This is a genomic window from Okeania sp. SIO3B5 (assembly GCF_010692555.1).
In the GTDB taxonomy this organism is placed as follows: domain Bacteria; phylum Cyanobacteriota; class Cyanobacteriia; order Cyanobacteriales; family Microcoleaceae; genus Okeania.
The window spans coordinates 1-24911 of sequence record NZ_JAAHHG010000115.1 but is presented as its reverse complement, the minus strand read 5'-3'; the positions used below and the strand labels follow the sequence as shown (position 1 = coordinate 24911).

The following is a 24911-nucleotide window of genomic DNA, read 5'->3' as shown; positions in this document are numbered from 1 at the left end:
ATGGTCTTATTATTGCCTATAGTTCAGGAAAAATCTCAGAAAGACCAAGGATTCCTAAATACAGAAAAAAAGGAGGAATGGCTACAGTTAGTTACCCGGCTCAAGCATTAAAACTTAAAGGTAATCAAATTAGAGTGCCACTAGGCAATACTTGTAAGCGCTGGTTTGGTCTAGATTGCTTTTATATTCCTATGCCGAGTAATCTCAATTTTGCTTCTCTTAAAGAACTGAGAATATTACCGAGAAATAGATGCTTTACCCAAGAATTTGTCTATGAAAAAGAAGTAGTAGTTAAACCTCAATTAAATCAAGACAATGTATTAGGGATAGACCATGGTTTAAATAATTGGTTGACCTGTGTATCTAACGTAGGTACAAGCTTAATTGTAGATGGGAAACATCTCAAATCAATGAATCGTTGGTACAACAAACAGATATCAACTATTAAAGAAAATCAACCGAATGGATTTTGGTCAAATAAACTAGCTGCCATTACAGAAAAGCGCAACCGCCAAATTCGTGATGGTATTAATAAAGCAGCCAGAATAGTCATTAATCATTGTTTAAAAAATTCTATTGGTAAAATTGTATTTGGTTGGAATAAAGGTCAGAAAAATCAAATAGAATTAGGAAAAAAAAGTAATTCAGAATTTGTACCAATTCCCACAGCTAGACTCAAAGAAAGAATAGCTCAGTTGTGTGAAGAGTATGGAATAATATTGATAGAAACAGAAGAAAGTTATACTTGTAGGGGCGAATGGCCATTCGCCCCTACGTTTTTAGATGGTGACGATCTACCTAATTATGGTGAAAAACCCAATGATTGGAAACCATCAGGAAAAATAATAAAGCGTGGTTTGTATAGAAGTAGTAATAATTGGTTAATTAATGCAGACTGTAACGGTGCTGCAAATATAATCACAAAAGTAAGCCGCAAAGCAGTAGGGGCGATTCGCGAATCGCCCCTACTTAAGCCGACTGTGTAGGGGTACTTTGACTTGTCCCCAAAGAGTATATCTTTGGTCAGCTAAGAAAAAACGAAGCAACATGGATTTATCCTGTTGCGTAGTATCAACTTAGAATCCCCTCGGCAATAGCTGCGGGGAGTAGTCAAAAACACTGTCTCATAATTTTATAATTGTTATAGCATTTCCCAAGGTCATGAGATACAGTTATCTTTCTTATCTTTTTATTCCCTGTTCCCTGTTCCCTATTCCCTGTTCCCTGTTCCCTCAAGCCTAAAATTTTGTACTTCACCAGTATGGGAATTGCTATATTAGTTTTTTTGAAAGTAGATAGTCTGAAATAATTAAAGTTGTCTAATATCTGGCTTTATTTTGTACCACCAATTGCAGGTGGAATTATTGGCTATTTCACTAATGATATAGCTATTAAGATGCTATTTCGCCCTTATCGTCCTTACTATGCTTTTAGGCGAAAGCTACCCTTTACTCCTGGCTTAATTCCTTCTAACCAAGAACGTTTAGCAAAGCGAGTTGCTGATACGATAATGGGTTCTTTGTTAACTCCTTCAGAGTTGCAGAATTTAGCACGTCGTTTGTTACAAACGGAGCGAATGGAGGCAGCTATTCTCTGGCTGCTACAAATGTCTTTAGAACAATTTAAAATCGATACAAGTAAAAAAACTGCTAAAATTCTAGCAAATATTTTACGGGATTTATTAGGTCAATCCTTGCCAAGATTGCTCAAAGTTTGGGCGAAAAGAGAAGACTTTTTGGAAGCTCAACTCAACCAAATTTTTGACCAAGTATTACTGGAGTTTCAGCTAACAGAAATGCAGGCAATTCAACTATCAGATTGGTTGCTTAAAGTTGTACTACCACCAGATGTATTAAGACAGACCTTAATTGATTTTCTAACAGATCAAAATATTTCAATTATTGATGAAGGATTTCGCGAAAAGGCTAGTGGTACTTATTGGGTAGTAGCTAATTTGTTTGGGCTGCGTAATACTTTAATTAGATTAAGAACTTTTTGTTTAGATGAGAGAGAATTAACGAATCAACGCTTAAAAGAATTAATCAGAGCATTAGGTGTGAGAGAAAGAATTCAGGAATGGTTACAAAATCTTTCGATGCAAAATTTACCTGTTTCTACAGTACGCCAGTTAAGAAGTACTATGGGCGATAGTGTACGTTTATATTTGCGAGAGCGTGGTGCTGATTTAATTCAAGGTTTAAGTTTATCTATAGATTGGGAGCATATTGCCGATTTAATTATTAATCGTTTACAAGCTTCATCAATAATGAATAGTTCTCTTGAGTTAGTGAGTCAAGAATTAGCTTTGGTTTTAGAACGTTATTTAGAAAGGGATTTAGAAAATATCGTAGCTCAAGCAATTCCAATTTTAAATATTGACCAAGTAATTATTGATCGTGTTAAAGGTACTTCTCCTGAAGAATTAGAAGTAGCAGTCAATGTAATTGTCAAAAATGAGTTGCAAGCTATTGTTAATTTGGGAGGTATTTTAGGTATTGTGGTTGGTTTACTTCAGACAATATTGTTATTGCTACAAAGGTAATTCAACAATTAATAATTAATAATTAATAATTAATAATTAGGGTTTGCTGAAAAAGTCTTTTTGCTCTTTGTAGGGAGTAGGGAGTAGGGAGTAGTTAGGGCTTGCTGAAAAAGTCTTTTTTAAGGAGTAGGGACCCACCCCTAACCCCTCCGGTGGAGGGGAAAAAGGGAGTAGGGGAGTAGGGGAGCAGGAAAGTAATTTTTTTTTGCCCAACTATGCGCCTAAAATGGTAAATTTTTGAGCATGAACAGCTGAAAACCAAGGTATTTCAGACCCAAAAAGGCTAAAACCAATATCAGTAAAGACGTTTAGCTTTAATAAGCAAGCCCTAGTTAGGATGTAGAATAAATTGGAATGACAGAGTCAGTAGCCAAAATAATAGTCAGAGTGATTTTTCGGCTGCGTGCAGGGCGTGAAAATCCTCACTTTTTTAACCTATACTTGCTGAAAAGCTCATACTTTTTCCAGACATAAATTGCCTCAAACCAATATCAGTCAATACGCGCGATAATTAATCAGCAAACCCTAGTTAATAATTTATGGACAATAATTCCAATGGGCACTCTATGTAACGCCCTTCACACTCTCCACACCCCTTTATCTTTAATCCCGCAAATATCCAACGCCCAAAAACTGCTTCTCTTTCGCCTGCTGCCCGATCATAACTATAATTTTTAATACCGACCTACTAACTTCTTCAAGTTTGTATAGCAATGTGCGCTGGCATATTTACACATTATCTTTTGTACACCTTTTCTAGACTGCACTTTGAACTGGACATTGTAAATACCTGAGTGCTCATTGCTATATCTAAAATACTATGTCAACTCCAAACTCAAATAATAAATCCTCTCAAACTAAACTTAGCCCAGAAAAATATGCTCGCCTCAAAGGTGAACTGGATAAACCTTATCGAGGACTACGGCTATTTATATATGTAGCTTTCGGAGCTTCTGGTTTCATCGGAGCTTTTATTTTTTTGGCAAAAATTATTGCCGGCCAAAATATTGCTTCTGCTTTCCCTAATTTTGCTTTACAAGTCGGAATTGTAGTCCTGATGATTGTCCTATTTCGTTGGGAGCAACAGGCCAGTAATCGATCCTCTTCGTCTAAGTAATAAAAGTTTAAATTTTGTAATATGGATATATATTTGGCCATAAAAATACAAAAAAATAAAGAAAATATTACGAAATCGTCGATCCCTGTAAAGTTATTGTCAAATAGTGAATGAATATAAATTGAGGTCAGCTAAAAATAAAGACCTTAAATATCTAAGTGGGGTCAGCTAATATAAAGGCCCTAAATATAAAAAACCTTTTTTAAAAGCAAAACGCCTAGTTCTAAATATATATAGAACTAGGCGTTTTGTCATTTGAGTTGTTCTCAGAATTATGGTACAGCAGAAGGAGAAAGAAACAAGGAATGAAACCTTATCTTTCATCAAGTCAAAAACTACTGTTTTCATCCCCCGGTTAAAACACCTATGCTTTATAAACATCTTTCTTAACATAAAACTTGACAAAAATATCATTTGATGTACTAGAGCCTGAAAGCTCCTAGTGTCGTTGCGATCGCAACGACAAAAAACAGCTTTTAGGAGTACACAAGTTAGTCAATTTGTCAAATCAATAAAACCAACAAAATGCTCGTAAGCTTTTGATAATAGGCATTATACACTTTTGTAAAGAATTTTGCTTATAATGGATAGGTTAAAACACGGGGGCTTTCAACGTCGCTTTTCGGTAAAAAACGAAAAAAAACGAACAAGAAGATTTGTAATATAGACTACTGTTGTTAATAAGCTAGTGTTTCTAGAGTTTCCCGTAAATAAATACTAACTTGCCGATCCAAGGATAGATTTGTCTGCTGACCTTCATTAATCTTACGCTCTAATTGCCATCTCTGAAAACCTGAACTTACAGCGATTGCCTGCTTCAAACTATCCCACATTCTAGATTCTGATTCATTTTTTGTAATTACTTTGGCTGAGTTATTATTCCAAGAGGTGACATTAAATTTATTCATAATACTTACCTAAGTTAGTGATAAAGTTGCTGAGATTTTTAGCTTCTACTTCTTTAAAGATAGCTCACTATTCACAAACTAGGTATTAGTACAAGACTACATATGTCATCAAATCTTGACTTTTAGATATCATCTTTGAATTGATTCAAATATTTTAAGATAAACAGTTTTAATACCTACCTATTTCTCAAATTATTTGCTAGGTATATCATATCTCATTAAAAAAAACTGTAATAAAAATTGCTTTTCCTCAGACATAGGAATATTGCATACAAATTCCCTATATACAATTTAATTAATGTGCCTTTATACAACTAAGCCGCTAAAAATTTGAGTTGCTGCATTCAGGAAATATTACTTTTGCCTGATGATTGGAAGTTGTTAAGTTTTAGACAGCATTTTCCTCGACATTTATCGACAACTGTGGACAAAATGTATACTTTGGAGGAAGGAAGGCAGCTATGCTGCTATGCTAAAGGCAGAAGGGAAGAAAAGATGAGAAGGGATAAAGTTTTTTTATCACGCTATTATCCGGACATGATATTAAATATAGAACTTCCTTCCGCTTTAGCAAGCAACAATATTTTACACGGACAGTTTCCGACGCTTAGTTACCATTTGATAGCCTTCAACTATATCACCTTCAGCCCAGGAACTAAAGTTGTCTAAACTAATGCCACATTCATAACCTGCGTTGACTTCTTTTACATCATCCTTAATACGCCTTAGCGAGTCCAGTATACCTTGGTGAATAACTTCTCCTTTACGACGTACTCTTACCTTACAGTTACGGATAACTTTGCCAGAAAGTACATAACAACCTGCAACAGCGCCACGATTAATATTAAAGACAGCACGCACTTCTACTTCACCTAACGGTTCCTCTACTAGCTCAGGATCTAATAGACCTTCCATTGCTCCTTGAATATCGTCCAAGAGTTTGTATATGACGTTGTATTCCCGTACATCCACTCCTGCAGCATCCGCTGCTTGACGTGCTCCTGATGCCATCGTTGTATTAAAGCCAATAATCACAGCTTCACTAGCCGCTGCTAAGTCAATATCTGTTTCTGTCACCTCTCCAGCTCCAGAGAATAATAGCCTCAACTGCACTTCATTTTGAGGTAGTTGTCGCAGAGCTGCAACAATAGCCTCAACAGAACCTTGAACATCTGCCTTTAGTATCAAGTTTAGTTCTTTGAGTTCTCCTGCTTGGGCACGAGCTGAAACAGCGCCAAGAGTTGTTCTACGCATAATACGAGATTCTCTTTGAGCATCTGCTCTATCTGTAGCAATTGATGAAGCATCTTTTTCATTTTCAAACACATCAAACTCATCACCAGCTTGAGGCACGTCTCTAAGACCAAGAACTTCTACTGCAAAAGATGGACTTGCTTTTTCTACCCGGTGGCCTCGGTCGTCAATCATTGCCCGCACTTTTCCGTAGACAGAACCAGCAACTACAATATCTCCTACTTTCAAAGTCCCATTTTGTACTAATAAACTAGCTACTGGTCCTCTCGCTTTATCTAAGTGAGCTTCAATTATCGTACCTTTAGCCAAACGTTCTGGATTAGCTTGTAAATCTTCTACCTCCGACACTAACAGAATCATTTCTAGTAAACTATCCAGATTCTGTTTCTGGAGCGCACTAACTGGAACCATAATAGCGTCACCACCCCATTCTTCAGGAACTAAGCCATGTTCCATCAATTCTTGCTTAACACGATCTGGGTTGGCTTCTTCTTTATCGACCTTGTTAATTGCTACAATCAGTGGTACTCCCGCAGCTTTCGCATGGCTGATAGCTTCTATAGTTTGTGGTTGTACACCATCATCTGCTGCCACAACTAGCACTGCGACATCTGTAACTCTTGTTCCCCTTGCTCGCATTGCAGTGAAAGCTTCGTGACCAGGAGTATCTAAGAATACTACTTGTTGCATCTGACCTTCATGTTCAACATCTACATGATAGGCTCCAATATGTTGAGTAATACCACCTGCTTCCCCTGCTGCTACTTTAGTTGCACGGATTGAGTCTAGAAGACTGGTTTTGCCATGATCGACATGGCCCATAATTGTTACTACTGGGGGACGACGTTGAAGCTTCTCTAGGTCGGCATCTTCCAGCATCTCAGTAGTTTTCTTAGCTGCTGATTGTTCTTCTTGGGCTTCTACAGGAATTCCTTCTTCTTCTGCAACCATTTCTATGGTGGCAATATCTAAGCTTTCTGTAATGTTGACTGCAATGCCTTTGATAAATAGTCTTTTAATAATCTCTGTTTCTGGCACTGCCAAAGCTTTTGCTAATTCTTGAACTGTCATGCTTGAGTTAATTACTAGCTTTTCTACAGGTTGAGCTTCAACAGATTTATTTTGTTCGGCAATTTCAGACTTGACAGATTGCTGTGATGCACTAGGTTTCTTCTTGATGCTGGGAGTGCTATTACCAGAATTGGATTTAGTTTTACCAGAACTACTATTTGGTTTTGGTGGGCGAGCTAAAGATAAGCTCATTGTTACTGGTTCTGGCTTGCTTAAAATTTCTTCTAAATCTTCTTCATCTTCTTCTAGGAGTGGTTTTGGACGAAGACGTTTAGCTTTTGCACCAGCTTTAGTATTTTTCTGAGCAATTTCGTTTGGATCTTCTTCTTCTTCTTCCCAATTTGGACCTTTCTTTAATTTCGATGATGAAGGCTTAGTTGGAGATATTATTTTTCGTCTTGGTTTTTCTAGCTCATTATAATCTAATTCTTCTACTATTTTTTCTTCTGGTTCTTTTTGTTCTGTTATATCTAAATCAATATCTGTCTCTTTTACAGAAGAATCAAATGGTGTTTTTAGTTTTGGTTTTGGTGCTAGCTGAGGTTTTTGTAGTTCTTGAACTGGCTTTGCTTTAACTGTAGGTCTATCTCGTTTTTGCTTTGACTGACTGGAAGTTGAAGTTTCATGACCTGGAACAACTGGTTTGATACTTTTTGTTGGAGAAGTATCTTTGTTTTCTTTTTTATTAACAATTGCAGGCTTTTGAGAAGGTTTTTCTTCTCTATCTTTTCTTTTCTTTGCTTCCTGCTTTGTTTTCCTATTTTTTTGATTAGGCTTTGTTGTGGGGCTACTTTGTAGATTGCGATTTGTGCTAGGAGGTGCTGGTCTAACAGGTGGTGCTACTAACTGCGGGACTTCCGTTTCGACTGTATTTTTTAATGATGCGTTCAAAGCTGTATCTGTAGATTTTTTATCTACTTCTGATACAGATTGACCTTTATCTCCCTCTAGTTTGAGGGGCAGGTTTGGCCTTGGCTTACCGATGGACTTAGTTTGCCGGTCTAATGTTTCTGGTGCTGGAGGTTTTGGAGGAGTTGCCACTAATTGAACTTTATTATTCTGGGTTTGGTTTTGATTTTTTAGTTTAGATTTAGATCTTTCTTCTAATGATTTTGGTTTTGGTTTGCGTATTTCTAATATCTGCTGTTTTTTACCCTCGTTATGATTAGAAGTTGACTCTTGATTTTGAGAGTTGCTTTTTTCTGGAACAGAAGACCTACTGGGAGAGTGGGGTAAGCTTTCTGCTTTTTTGCGGATTAGTTCTGCTTCTGCTTCTGTAATAGTACTACTGTGACTCTTCACAGATATGTTAAGTTGTTCACAAACTGCTAATATATCTTTGTTATCCAAATTCAATTCCTTTGATAATTCGTAAATTCTTACTTTTCCGTTGTTCATCCACTCTACCCTCTCTTTACAAGTCTATAGTTTTACATTGTCATAATGTTTATTTAAAGACTACACTACAATCATACTAGCTTTAGGCTCAGTTTAGCTACTTAGAATGCTTTTTTTTTATTTTTACTGTTTTGAGTTTATGAACTGTTTAGCTAATGTCTCGATTAAGTTTATATTTTAGTTAAAACCCATGGTTATTTAGATTGGATAAATGAATATTTCAGAGTAGTTACCTGAAAGTATAGTTGCTCCATTTATTAACTAGACTCGATCTTTTGGTATAGGTTGAAAATTATACATATTAAGTGTAAGTTTCAGGCAATTGTATTTATTCCTCCAGTTTAAGTTTGTTATTTTTTATACATATAATCTTTATGGGACTTCAGTCAAGGGTTTTACTTTAATAGATATTTTAATAGATATATTGAATTCAATCATGATTTAAGCCTACATTCCGCACTTCAATTTGTAACATGAAAATTAGTATAAAATTGTGAGGCTGTTTAAGTATTTATACTATACAAATTATCTTCATTTATCTCGATCAAGAGTCAAATTCTTAGTTAAATATTAAGCATAAATACTTATTGAATCGTTGACTCTTATTGACCACTATAATTTTCTTCTTAATGCATGACTTTTGACTTTTGACTTTTGACTTAGATTTTTATGCTACATTTTGTCGTGCGGAATGTGGGTTTAAGTGTCTTAAGACATTGATTGTCCTCAGAATATCTATTCTAGCAGGATTTATAATTTTGTAAGCATTTCCTGCCGAATGCTTCCCTAATGTTAATTAGGGCTTGCTGATTAAATCTCAAATAATTACCAGATAAAGGTTTTAGCCTTTTTAGGTATTGAAAAAGTACATGGTTTTCAGCTCTTCATGCTCATGCTTGGAGCGCATTTTTAGCGCATAGTAGGGCAAAAAAATTCTCCCCTACTCCCCTTTTCCCCTCCTCCCCTCCTGGGAGGGGTTAGGGGTGGGTTCCCCACTCCTTAAAAAAGACTTTTTCAGCAAACCCTAATTATAGATATTTAACTGCTAGAGAAGATAGAAAAAATTAATTGTGGTATTCGATTTATCTAGTAATTTAGAGTTTATTTGTAAATAATGTAAATATTATTTTATTGTACTTTACAACGGTTTGTTGAATTATTTTCAGCCATCATCTTTTGTGTTTTTGGATGAAGAATTTTTCAATCTTTGCCATAATTCTTGATATATTTCTGGTGATACATAAGCTTTAAGTGAACGGCCTAATTTATTTTTTTTACGAGCAATTTGAAAACATTCTGTTTGTGGACAAATGTAAGCTGAACGTCCTTCTCCTTGATCTAATCTAATGGTAGAAGATTTTTTAAGACGAACAACTCGCAAAAAATCTTCTTTAGGAGCAAGTTTTTTACAACTAACACACCGACGGTAATTTGGCTTCATTTTAACTTTTTGTTTGATTAAAATTTTACTCAATTATACCCATTTGATAAATGTTTGTTACAAATGGTAGGGACGTTGCATGCAACGTCCGTAAGAAAGAAGAAAGAGGGAAAAAGGAAGAAGGGGTAAATATTGAAAAAAAGGGAAAAAAGATAGATATAACTATCTCAAAACCTGTAAAGGCTTCCAGGGTTAAATATTGCTGAGGGGGTGCAAGGTTTTTGGCTGTTTTAGCCTCAAAATGCTAATACTTTTCCCCTGGCAATGCCGAAAATTTGGCCGTAGCAGATAGTCTAAACTGTTGCCTTTCGGAGCTGTTCCCTGTTGCCTATTATCACCATAAGACTTTTGAGCGCAAGCCCTACTTAAAAATTAGTAAAAGATTAGGTCAAAATACTCTCCTTTAAAGGGAATAAAAAGTGGTCATAAGGTTTCCTCTACAGTATTTAGATAAGACCAAAACTCATAAAGTATAGAACCATACTGCAAGAAATAATTTTAACTATTAACGTTTGCGCAGCACGACCATAGGAAAATTTCTCCAGAGGCTAACTGAAATGACATTGTGCTTAAAAGCTCTAATATGACTTTGATTGTAAATAATTAACTCTATCTCTGAAATGATAATCTCTAATATTTATGTTAATTCCACAGGATATTCAGTTTCATCAACTTCAGAATAATTATCTGAATCTTCAAAATCTGTATTCTCTAACTCTAATTCCTCAGTATCGTTTTCTTCTTGTTCAGCTAATGCTTGTTCAGCTAATGCTTGTTCAGCTAATGCTTGTTCAGCTTCTTCTTGTTCAGCTAACGCTTGCCGATGAGAAACTTCAATTGCAATTTTGCTATCTTCTTCAGCACGATCATATTTATCAGTGTCCTTAATATCAATTTTCCAGCCAGTGAGGCGAGCGGCCAGACGTACATTTTGTCCTTCCTTACCTATAGCCAAACTAAGTTGATCCTCAGATACCAAAATATGTGCTCTCCTTTCCTCTGGATCTATTAAACGAACTTCGTCTACTCTAGCTGGACTAAGGGAATTGGCAATATAAGTTGCAGGATCTGGAGACCAGCGAATCACATCTATTTTTTCTCCCCTCAGTTCATTCACAACTACCTGAATTCTCGATCCCCTAGCACCAATGCAGGCTCCAACAGGATCTACATCTCTTTCTAGAGTATCAACTGCAATTTTAGTCCGAGGGCCAACATATCGGGATGGCGGATTTGCTTCTCTGGCCACTGCTACAATTCTCACTATCTCATCTTCAATTTCTGGGACTTCGTTGGCAAATAAGTAAACTACTAAACCAGCATCAGCCCTGGATACAAGTAACTGAGGTCCACGAGTTGAGCCTTCACATACTCGCTTGAGATAAACTTTGAATGTGGCATTAGCACGGTAGTTATCGTTGGGTAATTGTTCTCGCTTAGGTAGTTCAGCTTCTACTTCTGGCCTACCAAAACCACTACTTGCAGATAAGATAATTGATTGTCTTTCAAATCTGAGGACTTTTGCTTGAAGAACTTCGCCTTCTAAATCTTGAAATTCTTCTTGAATCATCTTGCGCTGCTGGTCCCGTAGTTTTTGAGCTAATACTTGTTTGGTCTGGATAGCAGCCATACGACCAAATTCATTTTGTTCTGGTGTGACATCTAAGAATACGGCATCATTTAACTGGGCCTCTTGAGCTACCTTTATAACTTCTTGCAGAGCTATTTGATGATCTGGATTGGTTACTTCTTCAACAATGGTTTTAGTGGCCAAGACTCGAAACCCTTCTTCTTCTACATCCAACTCTACTTCAAAGTTTTCAAAGTAATCATCTGTGAAATGAATTCCATCTAGACGTTGAGTGCGTCGGTAGCGTTCATATCCTTTTAGTAGAGCTTCGCGTAAAGCAGCTTGAACTGCTTGTTTTGGTAAATTGCGCTCTTTACTAATACCTTCGATCATATCTTTAAGTCCAGGCAAATTAACCATTGACATAATTTTTTATCCTCTATTTTTCTTAGTTTTTGTACTTTGAAGCGAGTTTTTTTTCATCCTTGTGAGATTAGGAGATTAATAATTTAGGTATTCAAGTGAAGTATTTTTTGTTTTTTCGAGAGCTTAAACTTTGAGATTTGAAACAACAAGTAAAGAGGGACAAGTATAGAGTGTTATCTTTGACTTGATATTCAGTTATGAAACTATGGGAATTTAAAATTCCTTTTAGTTGTTTATTTTGGTTGTTGATATTTAAGCCTGACGAGCAATCAAAAAATCAATTTAAGACCTTAATTAATAGTTTGTGATTTGATATGTTCTAGTGTCATTTAATTACCGAAATATTGTGGTTTAAAGTCTCCCCCTTTTAAGGAGATAATAAATAAAAATTTTCATGATTAGTCAATCCTATCCGTTTTAAAGGAGAGGTAATTCTAAATTCTAAATTCTAAACTCTAAATTCTTGAATTTCCTTCTTGTAATTCAACAGTCATAGTTAGAGAGCGTGGAATCGTCAATTGTCGTCCTTTTTGGTTAATGTAAATTGCTGTTAGATCGCGACCAACCAGTTGTCCTGTCCACTGATTTTTACCTTTATAGGGTTCGGAGGTATTAACAATTACGTTAAACCCTTTAAAGGCAATAAAATCTCGGTCATTATCCAAAAATTTAGAAATACCAGGACTGGATATTTCTAGTAGATATGGTTCAGAAATAATATTTGCTGCATCTAGTGATTCTTCTATGGCATGGCTCATCCGTTCACAATCATCTAAACCTGTGTCTTGATGAAGGTTCCGAATGTCCAAACGCAGCACTGGAGGATGCTGATTTGTATGAAATACTGCTCCTACTAATTCCAATCCTAGGGACTTGGCAATAGGGGTAGCAAATTTAATAATTTGTGGTATTAATGGATGACTCATAGGACTAACGCAACAAAAAAAGTGGGCTTTACCCACTCCCACTTAACAATTGTTAACATTAACTTGACATACTCCCCATATTACGCAACTGCGACAACGCGGGATTCTTCAACTCGCACAAGGAGTTGCCGTTTATACAGAGGTGATGTCCTCCCCCTGTGTTGGTCAGTATAGCATATTCTGGCTTTCATCCCGGCGTTGCACTTAGGTGACAACGCGCGACTTACAAGTTGAGAATTGGGATAGGTTTTCCCTAGTGACATACTCCCACACTAACCATTCGGTATAGTGTGGGCTTCTCGTTTCGCAGTCCTGCCATTGCATCGGACAAGCGCGTGCTTTAAGGACGGGATGCCCCGCCGCCCTTTTTGCACATAAAAAAGCTGCTCACCGCAGCGCCGCCATCAGATTTTACATTCCCAACGAATTGCTAGGATTTATGGGATATAACCCCATATCTTATTTGACTTTCATGGTTGGTCACTGGCGGTTGTTAACTCAAACCAGCTTGAGTCTATCATTACATAAAATTTGTAAATTAATGGTACTCGATGTCCCATTAATTTACCGTCGATTCATCTCACACCATAATTGAAAATTTGGTGTGAGATGAATCGACGCTCTAGCTAAAATTAGCTCTATTAAACTATAAAATAATCAGCTTATCATATTTTTTTTTGAGAAGCAAGTTTATTTTTTCTCCGATTGTAATTAACTTTTTAGCCTATATTATTTTGAGTTTGATTAGCTTTAAGCTGTAATTGTCTGGTTTGTTCTAAAATTTTTTCGACATCTTCGTCACTCATTCGCATCACATAATTAATTTTTACTTCTTCGAGAAAGGCTGATACTAAGGATTGAAGTTCTTCTAATGTGTTCTCTTGTTGTAATTCTGTACTTAGTGCTTTACCGAAGTTTTGAACTAGCTGGTTAGATAATTTTGTTCCTACTGGATCTGCCATTGCTACTTTAATTATTTCATAAGCATTTTGGGGTCCTTCAGTAGCAAGATTGGATAATTCTTGGACTAATCTTTCTGATAGTTGATTTGCTAAGTTTTCTACTCCTGGTATTTGCTGAAATCTCTGAAAAGCTGGTGATTCTTCAACTATTTTCTCTACATTGTAACGGATTAGAGCTTCTATATCTGGTTGTAATTGAGGTATGACTTTGCAAACAGTTACTTGTACTAATCTTGTAGCGATCGCTTCAATTTCATTAATGTTATTTAGATCGATATAAGTTTTTTCTTGAGAGGAAAATATTTGCTTTGCTAATTCTCCTGTTTTGACATCTTTTTGTACCTGATTAATTACTTGCATTATTACTACTTCTGTTAATTCTTGAGCAATAGAAGCAAGAAAACCTCGGCTAGCTTGTGCCCTGATTGTTTCTAGGTCTATAATTTGAGCATCATTGAGGCGAATTGTTACAGGAATTATTCGTAAAATCTGTAGAAATGGTAATAGTAAAAAAATATCATACCAACGCCATAGGGTTGCTTCTGGCCAGTTGACGCTAGGATAACGGCGACTAATTAAAAATGTTCTGGCTAGAAATTCAATACCAAATATGATGATGAATGGTAAGTCAATTATGCCAAAATAATCAGCTAGTCCTCCACTTTCACCGATGCCACGATAATAATTTTTAGCAATTATTGGTTTAATTTCTGTTTCAAACCATTTTAGTTCTTCAATCAATTCATTTTCTGTTAAGTATTCTTGACTCCAGAAGGTTTGAAATGATTCTTTTGCAGAATCTTCTGGATTAGGAATTCTATCCCTTATTCGATTTTTTATTTTTTCTAAAGAACCGCTTTTGTTGGCAGCTTCAAAAGGATTTTGATCGATCATTTCTATACTAAGTTCTCGTAATTTTGCCAATTCTTCTTGTACTATTAAAGAATCAGCACCTTGAGAAATGTTATTTTTCAAATCTTGAAAGTGGGTTAAGTAGTTTTCTGTATCTCTGTTAGGTTTAATTCCTTTAATAGAGTCATATTTTTTTGTGAGTACTGGGACTTTTTCAAAATAAAAATCACGAAAGGTAATATAGGTCATGTTAAATAGCACTAGAATAAAATTGACTAGGGCTAAAATTGCCATTATTCTTTCAAATATTGGAACTTTGCGAGTTTTCCGGCGGATATATTTTGTAGTTGCCATTGATGATTTACTTGTTTTTTTATATTCTATATTTTTGTAAGGATTCAGCGGTCAGCTATCAACCATCAGCTTCATTACGTTTACCGAATAATTAACTAATTAATAATTAAATAATTCTGGTTTAAAGCCTCCCCTTTTAAGGGGAAAAAAGTGGTCGTTTGCGGAGCATTCCGTAGGATGGGATGGATGGGTTTCCTAACCATATCCATGAGACCAAGAGAAGAAATAATATTTCCTTATATTCAATCAAGAAAGATTTTAACCAGAGGTAATTATCAATTATAAATTATCCATTAATGAAAGCAAGCTAGTCGTTCTTGTGCTTCAATTTGTGGGTTGAAAAGGTAGTAGAAATTAATAAGTCAAAAGTCAAAAGTTCAAAGTAAGATAAGAAGTAAATTATAGTGGTCAATAGGAGTCAAGGATTCAGTTAAATATTAAGATAAGTACTTGCTATACATGATTACTCAATCACGGCAGCTATGATTTTCTTCTAAAATTCTGTCTCCTGTCTCCTGTCTCCTGACTCCTTCTTCAGTTGCTACATTTTGTCGTGCGGAATGTAGGTTATACCGTATAAATACTTAAGCAAGCTACGGATTTTATACTAATGTTCATGTTACAAATTGAAGTGCGGAATGTGGGTTAAATGAATTAAGGAGACGACTGACGCGGTAGGGAAAATTCTACTTTCTCTTTTTCCCCACCCTCCCCACACTTCCCACCCTTCCCACACTCTGCTTTTTTCAGCAAACCCTAAATGGTGACTCCTTCTTGGCGAGCTGCGTGGGCCACTGCACTGGCAACAGCAGTAGCAACCCTAGTATCAAAGACCGAAGGAATAATATGTTCTTTGTCTAGGTCTGAAGCTTTGACTAATGAGGCGATCGCTCTAGCAGCTTCTAAATACATTGTAGATGTGAGAGTAGTGGCCCGACAATCTAAGGCACCCCGAAATATGCCGGGAAATGCCAAAACATTATTAATTTGATTTGGGTAATCACTGCGACCTGTGGCCATAACTGCTACATCTCCTGTAACTAACTCTGGCTGTATTTCTGGAATAGGATTAGCCATAGCAAATACTATAGGGTCTTTGGCCATAGAGCGCACCATTTCTGGGGTAACAACCCCTGGAACACTCACACCTAAAAAGACATCAGCATCTACCAAAGCATCTGCTAGAGTACCTGAAGACTCAACAGCAAATTCTTGTTTTTCTGGGTTTAAACCTGTACGGCCTTTTGATACTATACCTTTAGAGTCACATAACCAAATTTTATTGGTCCCTGCTTTGCGTAACAAACGAGCGACCGCTATTCCTGCAGCACCAGCTCCATTAATCACAATACGAATATCTTCTATAGATTTTTTGACCAACTTTAAAGCATTAATCAACGCAGCTAAACTAACTATTGCAGTACCGTGTTGGTCATCGTGAAATACTGGAATGTCTAATATTTGGCGTAGTTTGGCTTCTATTTCAAAACAACGAGGGGCAGCAATATCTTCTAAGTTTACTCCTCCAAATACAGGAGCAATATTTTTAACTGTTTCGACAATAGCATCAGTGTCTTGAGTAGCGAGACAGACTGGAAAAGCATCTACTCCAGCAAATTCTTTAAATAGCATTGCCTTACCTTCCATTACTGGTAAAGCTCCTCCTGGACCTAGATTACCTAATCCTAAAACTGCACTACCATCTGTAACAATGGCAACTGTATTTTGTTTAATAGTGAGTTTATAGATTTGTTCGGGGTCTTCTGCAATTGCTTTGGATATTCTGCCTACTCCTGGGGTATAGGCCATTGATAGGTCAGATTGAGACTTTAATGGTATTTTACCTTGGACTGTTATTTTACCACCACGATGTAAATTGAAGGTGCGGTCGTAGACATCAACTACTTTGATTTCTGTTAATGCTTTAATCGCTTGGACAATTTTCTCGGCGTGTTCGGTACTATAAGCATCGACTGTAATTTCTCTGAGTGTAATTCGGCGACTTTGCTCTAGTATGTCAATGTGGCCTATATTTCCCCCTTCTGATGCGATGGCTTGGGTGACGTTGGCCAACATCCCGGTGCGGTTAGGAGTTTCGAGGCGAATTGTTAGACTAAATGAAGGATTAGGTGTTAGTTGTACCATGTTGGGTTTTTTCTAGGTTTTGAGTTCTAGATTTTAGTATTATCGTAGTTAATGTTAAGTGTGATTTAGCATTTCTTGGGTTTAGTCAGGATTTTCTTTATGAAGAATATTAGGATATGGAATTATGCAACTTGAAAAGATTTAGCGGGTGTTATTTTATCAAAAATACTCTTGAAATTTGCCGACTTTTGGGGAGAGGAAAAATTTGAGATGGAAACTATGACTGTTCAGTGGAAAAATTCTTTGGAGTCATATTAATCGGGTGCATCTCAATGGGTGAATAAAGCCAAAAATTTATCGCTTTTAGGGAACAGGGAACACCGGATCTGGGAACAGGGAATATATAGGAAAAAAGTATTTTTGCTTGCTATGAGATGCACCCTATTAATCTTTCTTGGCTGATATATTTTACTAATACTATTTTTCTGCAACAATGCGCTTAATAATTCTTACCAAGACCTGAATTTTACTAATAGATGTTATCTTTTATTAAGCGCAACTTCATGGAGAAATGGTATAAGTCATACTGAAAAAAATCACTAAATTCTCTAGAGTTGGAAGCTGAGTATTAGTTTATATCTTTAGAGAGATAAAAAATAGTTGGAATATTTCCTGATTTTTGGAAGAGAAAAAAATTGAGATGGAAACTATGACTGTTTGATGTCAAAAGTGAGTGAAGCTAAATTAATATTTCTTGACTGATATAGCGCTGTGCGCAGACAACAGCTCCGGAAAGCAACAGGGGGAATAAAAAACCGATAATATAAGATTTTTAGGTATTGGACAGTTCTTGTAATTTGTAAATATGCCAGCGCACATTGCTATGCTAAGTCACACTGAAAAAAATCACTAAATTCTCTAGAGTTGGAAGCTGAATATTAATTTCTATTTTTGTCGTTTTTCCCTGTTCTCTAATATCCGAAACTTGTGTATCTTACTAATTTGAAAATTCCTATATTTCTTTACCGAATAATTAAAACTTAAAGCCTCTACTTTAAAGGAGAAACAAGAAAAAATTGGGCGCATCTCAATGCGTGAATAAAGCCAAAAATTTATCGCTTTTAGGCAACAGCTCCGAAAGTCAACAGGCAACAGGGAATATATAGGAAAAAAGTATTTTTGCACATAAGAGACGTACCCTATTTATTCGTATTTCTTGAGTACAATTACTTATCGTTTAATTGAGATGCACCCAAAAAATTTTCCTTTGAATCAATCCTCTCCTTGAAAAGAAGAGGTAATAATTAATAATTAATTATTAATTATTAATTATTGAATGGTATGCTTTTAAAACTCAGGCTAAAAAAAATTATCAAATTATCTATAGTAGGAAGCTTAATATTAGTTTCTATGTCTATAGATGTCAAAAAAGTTAGAAGTTTTTGTGGCTTTTTTGTGGCAAAAGTTGATGCTGAAATGTTTAATAACCGCTCACAAGTGGCGATCGCTCATCAAGACAATCAAACAACTTACAGTTTAGCTTTTGATTACAAGGGGGAACCTGAAGAGTTTGCGCTAATTTTACCAGTACCAGTTGTACTAAAAAAGCAAGATGTAAGAGTTATTTCACCAAAACTTTTTCAACGCTTAGATGATTTTACTGCTCCAAGGTTAGTTGAATATGATTTTTTTAATCATGATCGTGGAGGTGGTCCTAGAGGTGGGGGAAGTAGAGCTAGACTTCCCCGCCAAAACGTAAGAGTTATAGAAAGCTTCACGGTGGGAGAATATGATATTGTTATTTTAAGTGCAACAGAGTCTAATTCCTTGGAAAGTTGGTTAAGGAAAAATCAGTATAAAATTCCTAGAGGTGCTGCTAAATATCTGCAACCTTATATTAATAAGAAACTTTTCTTTTTTGTGGTAATGGTTAACTTAGAAGCACAAGAAAAACTAGGTTTTCAAAATTTAAGACCTCTTCAGTTTACTGTTAAGAATTATCCTCAGATTATGTTACCTTTTCAATTAGGAAAAATTAATTCAGAGGATACTCAAAATATCATCGTTTATTTCTTGAGTAAAACTGGTCGTGCTGAAGTTAGTAATTATGAAAATGTAGTGATTCCTAGTAACTTTGATGTACCACTAAACATAGAGTCAAAATTTGGAGAATTTTATCGAGAATTGTTGACTTCAACTATTCAAGCTACAAACAAAGAAATTGTAGTTATAGAATATGCTTGGGATACAGGTTTTTGTGACCCGTGTAATACAATGCCGTTAAATTCTCAAGAGTTGAATGATTTGGGTATGAACCACAGACAAGCATTTATCACCAGATTACATTTACAGTATACAAAGAATACTTATAATCAAGATTTAGAATTTACAATTACCCCCGATAAAACTCTCTCTCAAGGAAGATATATCTTGTTACCAATTGAATACAATGAAGATAGAGACTATTTTAACAACAAAGTTAAAATTAAAAATCCTTCCAGTCAAGTTATTTCGGAGGTTGAACTCAAAAAAGTATTTGAAAAGTTTTAGATATTAAAAGTATCTAACTGGATGGAAAAATTAATCTAGATTTTGATTCGATAAATCTATAGGAAAAATTTTACACATCATATATTGTGGTAAAAATTCTCTAGCTTCATCAACGCAGTCTCTAAATTTTTCCTCTTCCTGATTCTGGGAATTAGTCCCCTCTGTTTCTTTCAATGGATTTACACAAATAGCCAGTTTTCCTACTCCTCCCATTAAAGCAATTACTCGATTTTTGAGGCTGTCAATATCTTGAATTAGTCGATCTGCATTTGATATAGAAGGAGCGATAATGAAAAAAGTCTTTACCCCAAGAGAGTCAGGAGCAAAGCCAAAACTACATTCACCTAATAAGGATTGAGTGGAAAGACTTAAAGATTCATAGAAGAGATTAATTAGTGCTTGATAGAAAGATTCACTTAGAGAATGGTCATCAAAAGTTGGCTTGGATAACATAATTAATGTCCTCAAGTTTTATTATTTATCATCTTAACATTTCTTAAATTTATCTGCTTATAATTTTTTAATAATTATTATTAACATCAGAAAACTATAAGATAACTATTGCTAATCTCAATATCTCAAATAAAATTAGACATTTCACATTTAGCATCCAATGTATTAAAACACTATAGTTCATAAAAATATAGTCAAATATGACTAATCCTTATTTTGCAGGTGTTACTCTGACGCTCGTGTTAGCGCAGCTCCTCCGGAGGAGGCACTACAACACCCTCTATCCCATAGTCAAAGACAAAAGGGAGCTGCTTTTTTCATTATGTTTAGAGAACCGTTCACGTGACTCATTGATTAATCCAATGCTTGCAGTACGATACAAACCTCTTTTAATTCTTTTTCCTGAAAAGGTGACTTGATTTTTCTCACCTTCCTTGTACACTGGAATCAAATCATTATCTATAAAACTTGATGCGGATGTATAAGATTCTTCTGTAATAATTACATCTATTCCTACCATCTTGGCTTTATAAGATAACATTTCTATTAACTTGTTATAGGGAACAGATACAAAATTTTGATTACTTCTTTTCCCTAAGTTGATCTTCTGCTTCCACTCTGGATTGTGTCCTATTATTAGTGTTCCTATTTTCTGATTAATTAGGGTATTAATAATCAAACGAGATGATTTATGAAGATAATCGTTGATTTTAAATTCTCTTTTATTACAAAGTTTTTTCAGTCTCAGACTTGATTGATTTTCTTTGAATTGAGATTGTAAGGAACTCTTAACTTTGTTGTAGTATTGATTTATAGATTTTAACGGTCTGCCATTTATCACTCTTGGGTTTAATTCCGGCGCTTATTAAAGGTTTCGGCTCTCGCCGACATGAAAATGTAGCTAAGTTGTTTAATCCTATATCAATACTGGCACAACGATTTTTCTCTAGCTCGTATTGTTTCTGTGTCGCTTCATAAATAACCTCAATGACATAATGATTAAGTCTAGGAATGAGACGAACTTGTTTAATTTGTGAAGAAGGTACTAATGTTTTTAGATAAATCCCTGTTTTACTGGGATTAATAATTCCTTGTTTTAATTCCTTCTTGCTGATGGCTTGTGTGGTATAAACTACAAGATTTCTTCCCTTTACTTTATTTTTATATCCACCGAAGACGAGGACGAGATTTAAACTTTGATTGGTTCTGTTTATAAACTTCGTTTGCTGCTAAAAAGCTTTTCCAGTTTCTATCTAAAATCATCAAGATTTGTTGAGATACTTTAGCTGGTATTGCTTTATAGTCTGGTTGAGTAGAGAGTGTTTTTTGCAGGTCGTAATAGTGACGATAATTATTTTCAAATATGAAAGATTGACGAACTAAATAGTTAGCATAGTTATAAAGATTTTTTGACAAGAAACATAGTCTGTCAATTTCATCATAAAACCGATGATTTTTTGTATGGGATATGTCTCTCAACTAATTTCATAAATCAAGGGGTTAAAATTATATTAGGATTCGATAATTTAGGAATTTTTATTTTTATTTAGTCTGGAATTACCAGCCAATTTCATTATACTATTAAACATATTGCCTTTGAGTTATTAAATTTTGTCAAATATAAAGGCGCTCTTTTATACAAGTAAACGGAGATATTTGACATCACTTGACTATATATGACTATATTTATGTATAACTTTTATTATACTCATGCTACATTTGAAATATTAGCTACAAAGTAAAGATAAATTCGGTTAGTTAGTTAGTTAGTATCTGTGCAAAATTAATTTAGCACTTAATCGATATATAAAATACTAAATTTAAATTTTTTTGAAAATCACCCTAGTCTAGTAAATTTTGCATAAGTACTTATAGCAGTTTTCATGTTTCATAGAATACAAAAATTTTGGCTTAAAGGCAGAGAAGTTTTATCATCTACCTTTGTGAAAACTGCTATTCAATAATGGATAATTGATAATTGATAATTACCTCTTCCTAAAAGGAAGAGGATTGAATGATCAGCTAACCTTGGTCATTGCTTGATTCTTTCTTTCAAAATCTGAAGCGCTGAATCCTTACAACTGCTATAAATATATAAATGAATTTTACTAACTACTTAAATATTTAGAACGAGTCCCTGGGATATCACTGCTTTTTTTCATACCAAAAAGTTATTATCTATAAAAGTTTAAAATCTTAAACATAATGATTAATTCTACTCTTGAACAACTCAAAAGTAAATTTGACAAAGCTATAATTGCTGCTTTTGGTCAAGATTTAGCCAATACAGATCCAATGGTAGTTCCAGCAAGTAATCCCAAATTTGGAGATTATCAATGTAATGTAGCAATGTCTTTAGCTAAGAAATTAAAGAATAAACCAAGAGCGATCGCTACTCAAATTATCGAAAAGCTGGATATTACCGATATATGTAAGCCTCCAGAAATTGCTGGGCCAGGATTTATCAATATTACCCTCAAACCAGAATATATAGAAGTTCATCTACGACAGATTATCAAAGATGAACGACTCAATATTTCCCCTACAAAAAATCCACAGCGAGTTGTCATTGATTTTTCTAGTCCCAATATTGCGAAAGAAATGCACGTTGGACATTTACGTTCAACAATTATTGGAGATTCTTTGGCAAGGGTTCTAGAATTTCAGGGACATGATGTACTCAGGTTAAATCATGTGGGAGACTGGGGTACTCAGTTTGGAATGTTAATTACTTATTTACGAGAAGCTTTTCCGGAAGCTTTAAAAACTGCTGATGTTTTAGATATAGGAGATTTAGTTGCTTTTTATCGACAGGCAAAAAAAAGGTTTGATGAAGATGAAGATTTTAAGGAAAAATCGAGAGAAGAAGTAGTAAATTTGCAAGCTGGTGCGGAAGATAGTCGTTATGCTTGGCAACTTTTATGTAATCAATCTCGCAGAGAATTTCAAGTTATTTATGACTTACTTGATATTGAGTTAAATGAGCGGGGAGAATCTTTTTATAATTCTATGTTGCCTGGGGTTGTGGAGGAATTAAATAAGTTAAGTTTATTGGAGGAAAATAATGGTGCTCAATGTGTATTTTTGGAGGGATTTACTAATAAGGAAGGCGAGCGTTTACCGTTAATTGTACAAAAATCTGATGGTGGTTATAATTATGCAACTACTGATTTAGCTGCTTTATGTCATCGGATTGAAAAAGAGGGTGCAAAGCGATTAATTTACGTTACGGATGCTGGTCAAGCTAATCATTTTGCTCAAGTTTGGCAAGTGGCAAAACGTGCTGGTTGGATTCCAGAAAATGTGGATGTTGTTCATGTTTCTTTTGGTTTGGTATTAGGAGAAGATGGGAAGAAGTTAAAGACTCGTTCTGGGGAAACTGTTAGGTTAAAAGATTTATTAGATGAGGCTATAAATAGGTCGCGGAATGATTTGGAAAAGAGGTTGAAAGAGGAGAATCGTTCGGAGAGTGATGAGTTTATTCAAAAAGCATCTGAAGTTGTTGGTTTGAGTGCGGTTAAGTATGCAGATTTGAGTCAAAATCGGAATAGTAATTATGTGTTTAGTTTCGATAAAATGTTGGCTTTGAATGGAAATACTGCTCCTTATTTGTTATATGCTTATGTGCGGGTCAAAGGAATTGCTCGGAAGGGAGAAATTGAGTTTGAAAAGTTGAGAGAGGATGGCAAGATTGTCTTGAAAGATGAGCAAGAGTTGGTGTTAGGAAAACATCTATTACTGTTGAGTGAAGTATTAGATATAGTAGCTGTTGAATTATTACCTAATCGTCTTTGTGAATACTTATATGAATTGAGTGGAAAGTTTAATCAATTTTTTGAGAATTGCCCAGTTTTAACTTCAGAAGAACCTTTGCGTACTTCTAGATTATTATTGTGTGACTTGACAGCTAGAACTCTAAAGTTGGGATTATCTTTGCTCGGAATTTCTGTTTTAGAAAGAATGTAATTTATATCCTACATTCCGCACTTCAAAATGTAGTGTAAAAAATTAGGAGTCAGAATTCAGAGTTCAGAATTCAGAATTCAGAATTCAGAATTCAGGAGAAAATAATAACGATTATGATTGAGTATTTATGCTCAATATTTTCCCAAAAATTTGACTCTTGAGAAAGGTTAATAAAGATAAGTTATACAGTATAAATATCTAGCAATGTCGGTTTTTTATACTACTATTAATATTACAAATTGACGTGCGGAATGTGGGTTTTATGTTAATGAAAACTGTTATAAGTTTAATTAGATATTATATCCGGACTTACACACCACAAAAGCTGAAACAATTTTCAAATCTCATACCAATTCTGCTTTAGTAAGCTGATATTCAAAAAAGTAAAAGTAAAAAGTGGTGTATAGGATTTGAGGATATCAGATAACTACCCTTCTTGGGAATTGCTATAAAATTCTACTAATTACTTAAGTATTGAAGTTAGGCTAAAGTATAGCATTTTTTTTGGTAATTGGTATAAATACTCTAAATTTTCACCTCAATACTCAATTTTTTCTAACTAATTAACTCCTAGCAATAGAAACTTCATCATAACTTCACAAATTTAGGTGAAACTTCTGATCATCATGTGTATTATAATTCTAAGTAGATACGATTGTATCCTCTACCAAAAAATTCTGAAACTAGGTTCGTAAGACTAACATCTTCTTAGTTAAAAATTTCGTTGTTAACTGAATCGATTTATTTAACCTGCAATTGGGAATAAAGTCAGGAGTGCGAGTATTAAATGTAAGCATTCAGCCGTCAGCTAGCCTCTTTCAGAGGAACTGCGGACTTCAGCTATCAGCTATGAATTATTAACTCATTATCTTGGAAGAAGAAATTAGTCGTCAAGGAGTGAAATATGTTTGCTTCCGCATTCCGCAGGAAATGAAATATTTCTGTCAGCTAACCTTAGTCTTTGCTTGACTCAAATAAAAGCTGATAGCTGTTTGCGGAGCATGACAAACGGAAATGCTAATAGCTGAATGCTTAC

General features: G+C 35.1%; 16 protein-coding genes. 6 read left to right on the top strand and 10 right to left on the bottom strand.

All coding sequences use genetic code 11. From position 1 onward, the window contains the following. From F6K54_RS17165 to F6K54_RS17155, 3 genes are all read left to right on the top strand, one after another. Window positions 1–986 (top strand): transposase (locus F6K54_RS17165; RefSeq protein ID WP_293079568.1); only part of this gene is annotated, 986 nt, incomplete at its 5' end. A 329-nt stretch (window positions 987–1315) separates the two neighbouring features. Next, a complete protein-coding gene (locus F6K54_RS17160) occupies window positions 1316–2542 on the top strand; it encodes a DUF445 domain-containing protein (protein WP_293079566.1) in 1227 nt (408 codons plus the stop codon). An 820-nt stretch (window positions 2543–3362) separates the two neighbouring features. Beyond that, window positions 3363–3659, top strand: coding sequence for a DUF3493 domain-containing protein (locus tag F6K54_RS17155; RefSeq protein WP_293079563.1), 297 nt, complete (start codon window positions 3363–3365; stop codon window positions 3657–3659). 677 nt (window positions 3660–4336) lie between these two features. Here F6K54_RS17155 and F6K54_RS17150 read toward each other — a convergent pair. The 3 genes from F6K54_RS17150 to F6K54_RS17140 form a co-directional block, all read right to left on the bottom strand. After that, window positions 4337–4567, bottom strand: a complete 231-nt coding sequence (locus tag F6K54_RS17150) for a hypothetical protein (RefSeq protein ID WP_293079573.1) — start codon at window positions 4565–4567, stop codon at window positions 4337–4339. 585 nt (window positions 4568–5152) lie between these two features. Then, entirely contained in the window at window positions 5153–8290 is a 3138-nt protein-coding gene (gene infB / locus F6K54_RS17145) for a translation initiation factor IF-2 (protein ID WP_293079560.1), read from the bottom strand. A 1162-nt stretch (window positions 8291–9452) separates the two neighbouring features. Further along, a complete protein-coding gene (locus F6K54_RS17140; RefSeq protein ID WP_293079557.1) occupies window positions 9453–9731 on the bottom strand; it encodes a YlxR family protein in 279 nt (92 codons plus the stop codon). A 50-nt stretch (window positions 9732–9781) separates the two neighbouring features. Here F6K54_RS17140 and F6K54_RS17135 point away from each other — a divergent pair, with 50 nt between their 5' ends. Then, on the top strand, window positions 9782–9937 hold the full coding sequence (locus tag F6K54_RS17135; protein WP_293079554.1) for a hypothetical protein: 156 nt from the start codon (window positions 9782–9784) through the stop codon (window positions 9935–9937). 431 nt (window positions 9938–10368) lie between these two features. On the opposite strand, the gene nusA is transcribed toward F6K54_RS17135, so the two are convergent. The 4 genes from nusA to F6K54_RS17115 all read right to left on the bottom strand — a co-directional run bounded on the left by nusA (window position 10369) and on the right by F6K54_RS17115 (window position 16966). Next, the gene (nusA, locus tag F6K54_RS17130) at window positions 10369–11727 is read right to left on the bottom strand and encodes a transcription termination factor NusA (RefSeq protein ID WP_293079552.1); all 1359 of its coding nucleotides are present in this window, start codon (window positions 11725–11727) and stop codon (window positions 10369–10371) included. Window positions 11728–12182: 455 nt separating this feature from the next. Further along, entirely contained in the window at window positions 12183–12653 is a 471-nt protein-coding gene (rimP, locus tag F6K54_RS17125) for a ribosome maturation factor RimP (RefSeq protein ID WP_293079549.1), read from the bottom strand. A 719-nt stretch (window positions 12654–13372) separates the two neighbouring features. After that, entirely contained in the window at window positions 13373–14821 is a 1449-nt protein-coding gene (locus F6K54_RS17120; RefSeq protein WP_293079546.1) for a hypothetical protein, read from the bottom strand. 756 nt (window positions 14822–15577) lie between these two features. Continuing rightward, on the bottom strand, window positions 15578–16966 hold the full coding sequence (locus F6K54_RS17115; protein WP_293079543.1) for a malic enzyme-like NAD(P)-binding protein: 1389 nt from the start codon (window positions 16964–16966) through the stop codon (window positions 15578–15580). A gap of 1281 nt (window positions 16967–18247) precedes the next feature. Between F6K54_RS17115 and F6K54_RS17110 the strand changes: the two genes are divergently transcribed. Next, complete coding sequence (locus F6K54_RS17110; protein WP_293079540.1) at window positions 18248–19456, top strand: DUF2330 domain-containing protein; 1209 nt, start codon at window positions 18248–18250, stop codon at window positions 19454–19456. Between the two features lie 30 nt (window positions 19457–19486). Here the strand turns inward: F6K54_RS17110 and F6K54_RS17105 are convergent, their stop codons facing one another. The 3 genes from F6K54_RS17105 to F6K54_RS17095 all read right to left on the bottom strand — a co-directional run bounded on the left by F6K54_RS17105 (window position 19487) and on the right by F6K54_RS17095 (window position 21388). After that, window positions 19487–19909, bottom strand: coding sequence for a hypothetical protein (locus tag F6K54_RS17105; protein ID WP_293079537.1), 423 nt, complete (start codon window positions 19907–19909; stop codon window positions 19487–19489). Between the two features lie 280 nt (window positions 19910–20189). After that, on the bottom strand, window positions 20190–20750 hold the full coding sequence (locus tag F6K54_RS17100; RefSeq protein WP_293079534.1) for a transposase: 561 nt from the start codon (window positions 20748–20750) through the stop codon (window positions 20190–20192). Between the two features lie 320 nt (window positions 20751–21070). Next, on the bottom strand, window positions 21071–21388 hold the full coding sequence (locus tag F6K54_RS17095) for a transposase (RefSeq protein WP_293079531.1): 318 nt from the start codon (window positions 21386–21388) through the stop codon (window positions 21071–21073). Between the two features lie 729 nt (window positions 21389–22117). Here F6K54_RS17095 and argS point away from each other — a divergent pair. Beyond that, window positions 22118–23875: an arginine--tRNA ligase gene (argS, locus tag F6K54_RS17090; RefSeq protein ID WP_293079570.1), complete on the top strand. Its 1758-nt coding sequence runs from the start codon at window positions 22118–22120 to the stop codon at window positions 23873–23875. Window positions 23876–24911 lie beyond the last annotated feature (1036 nt).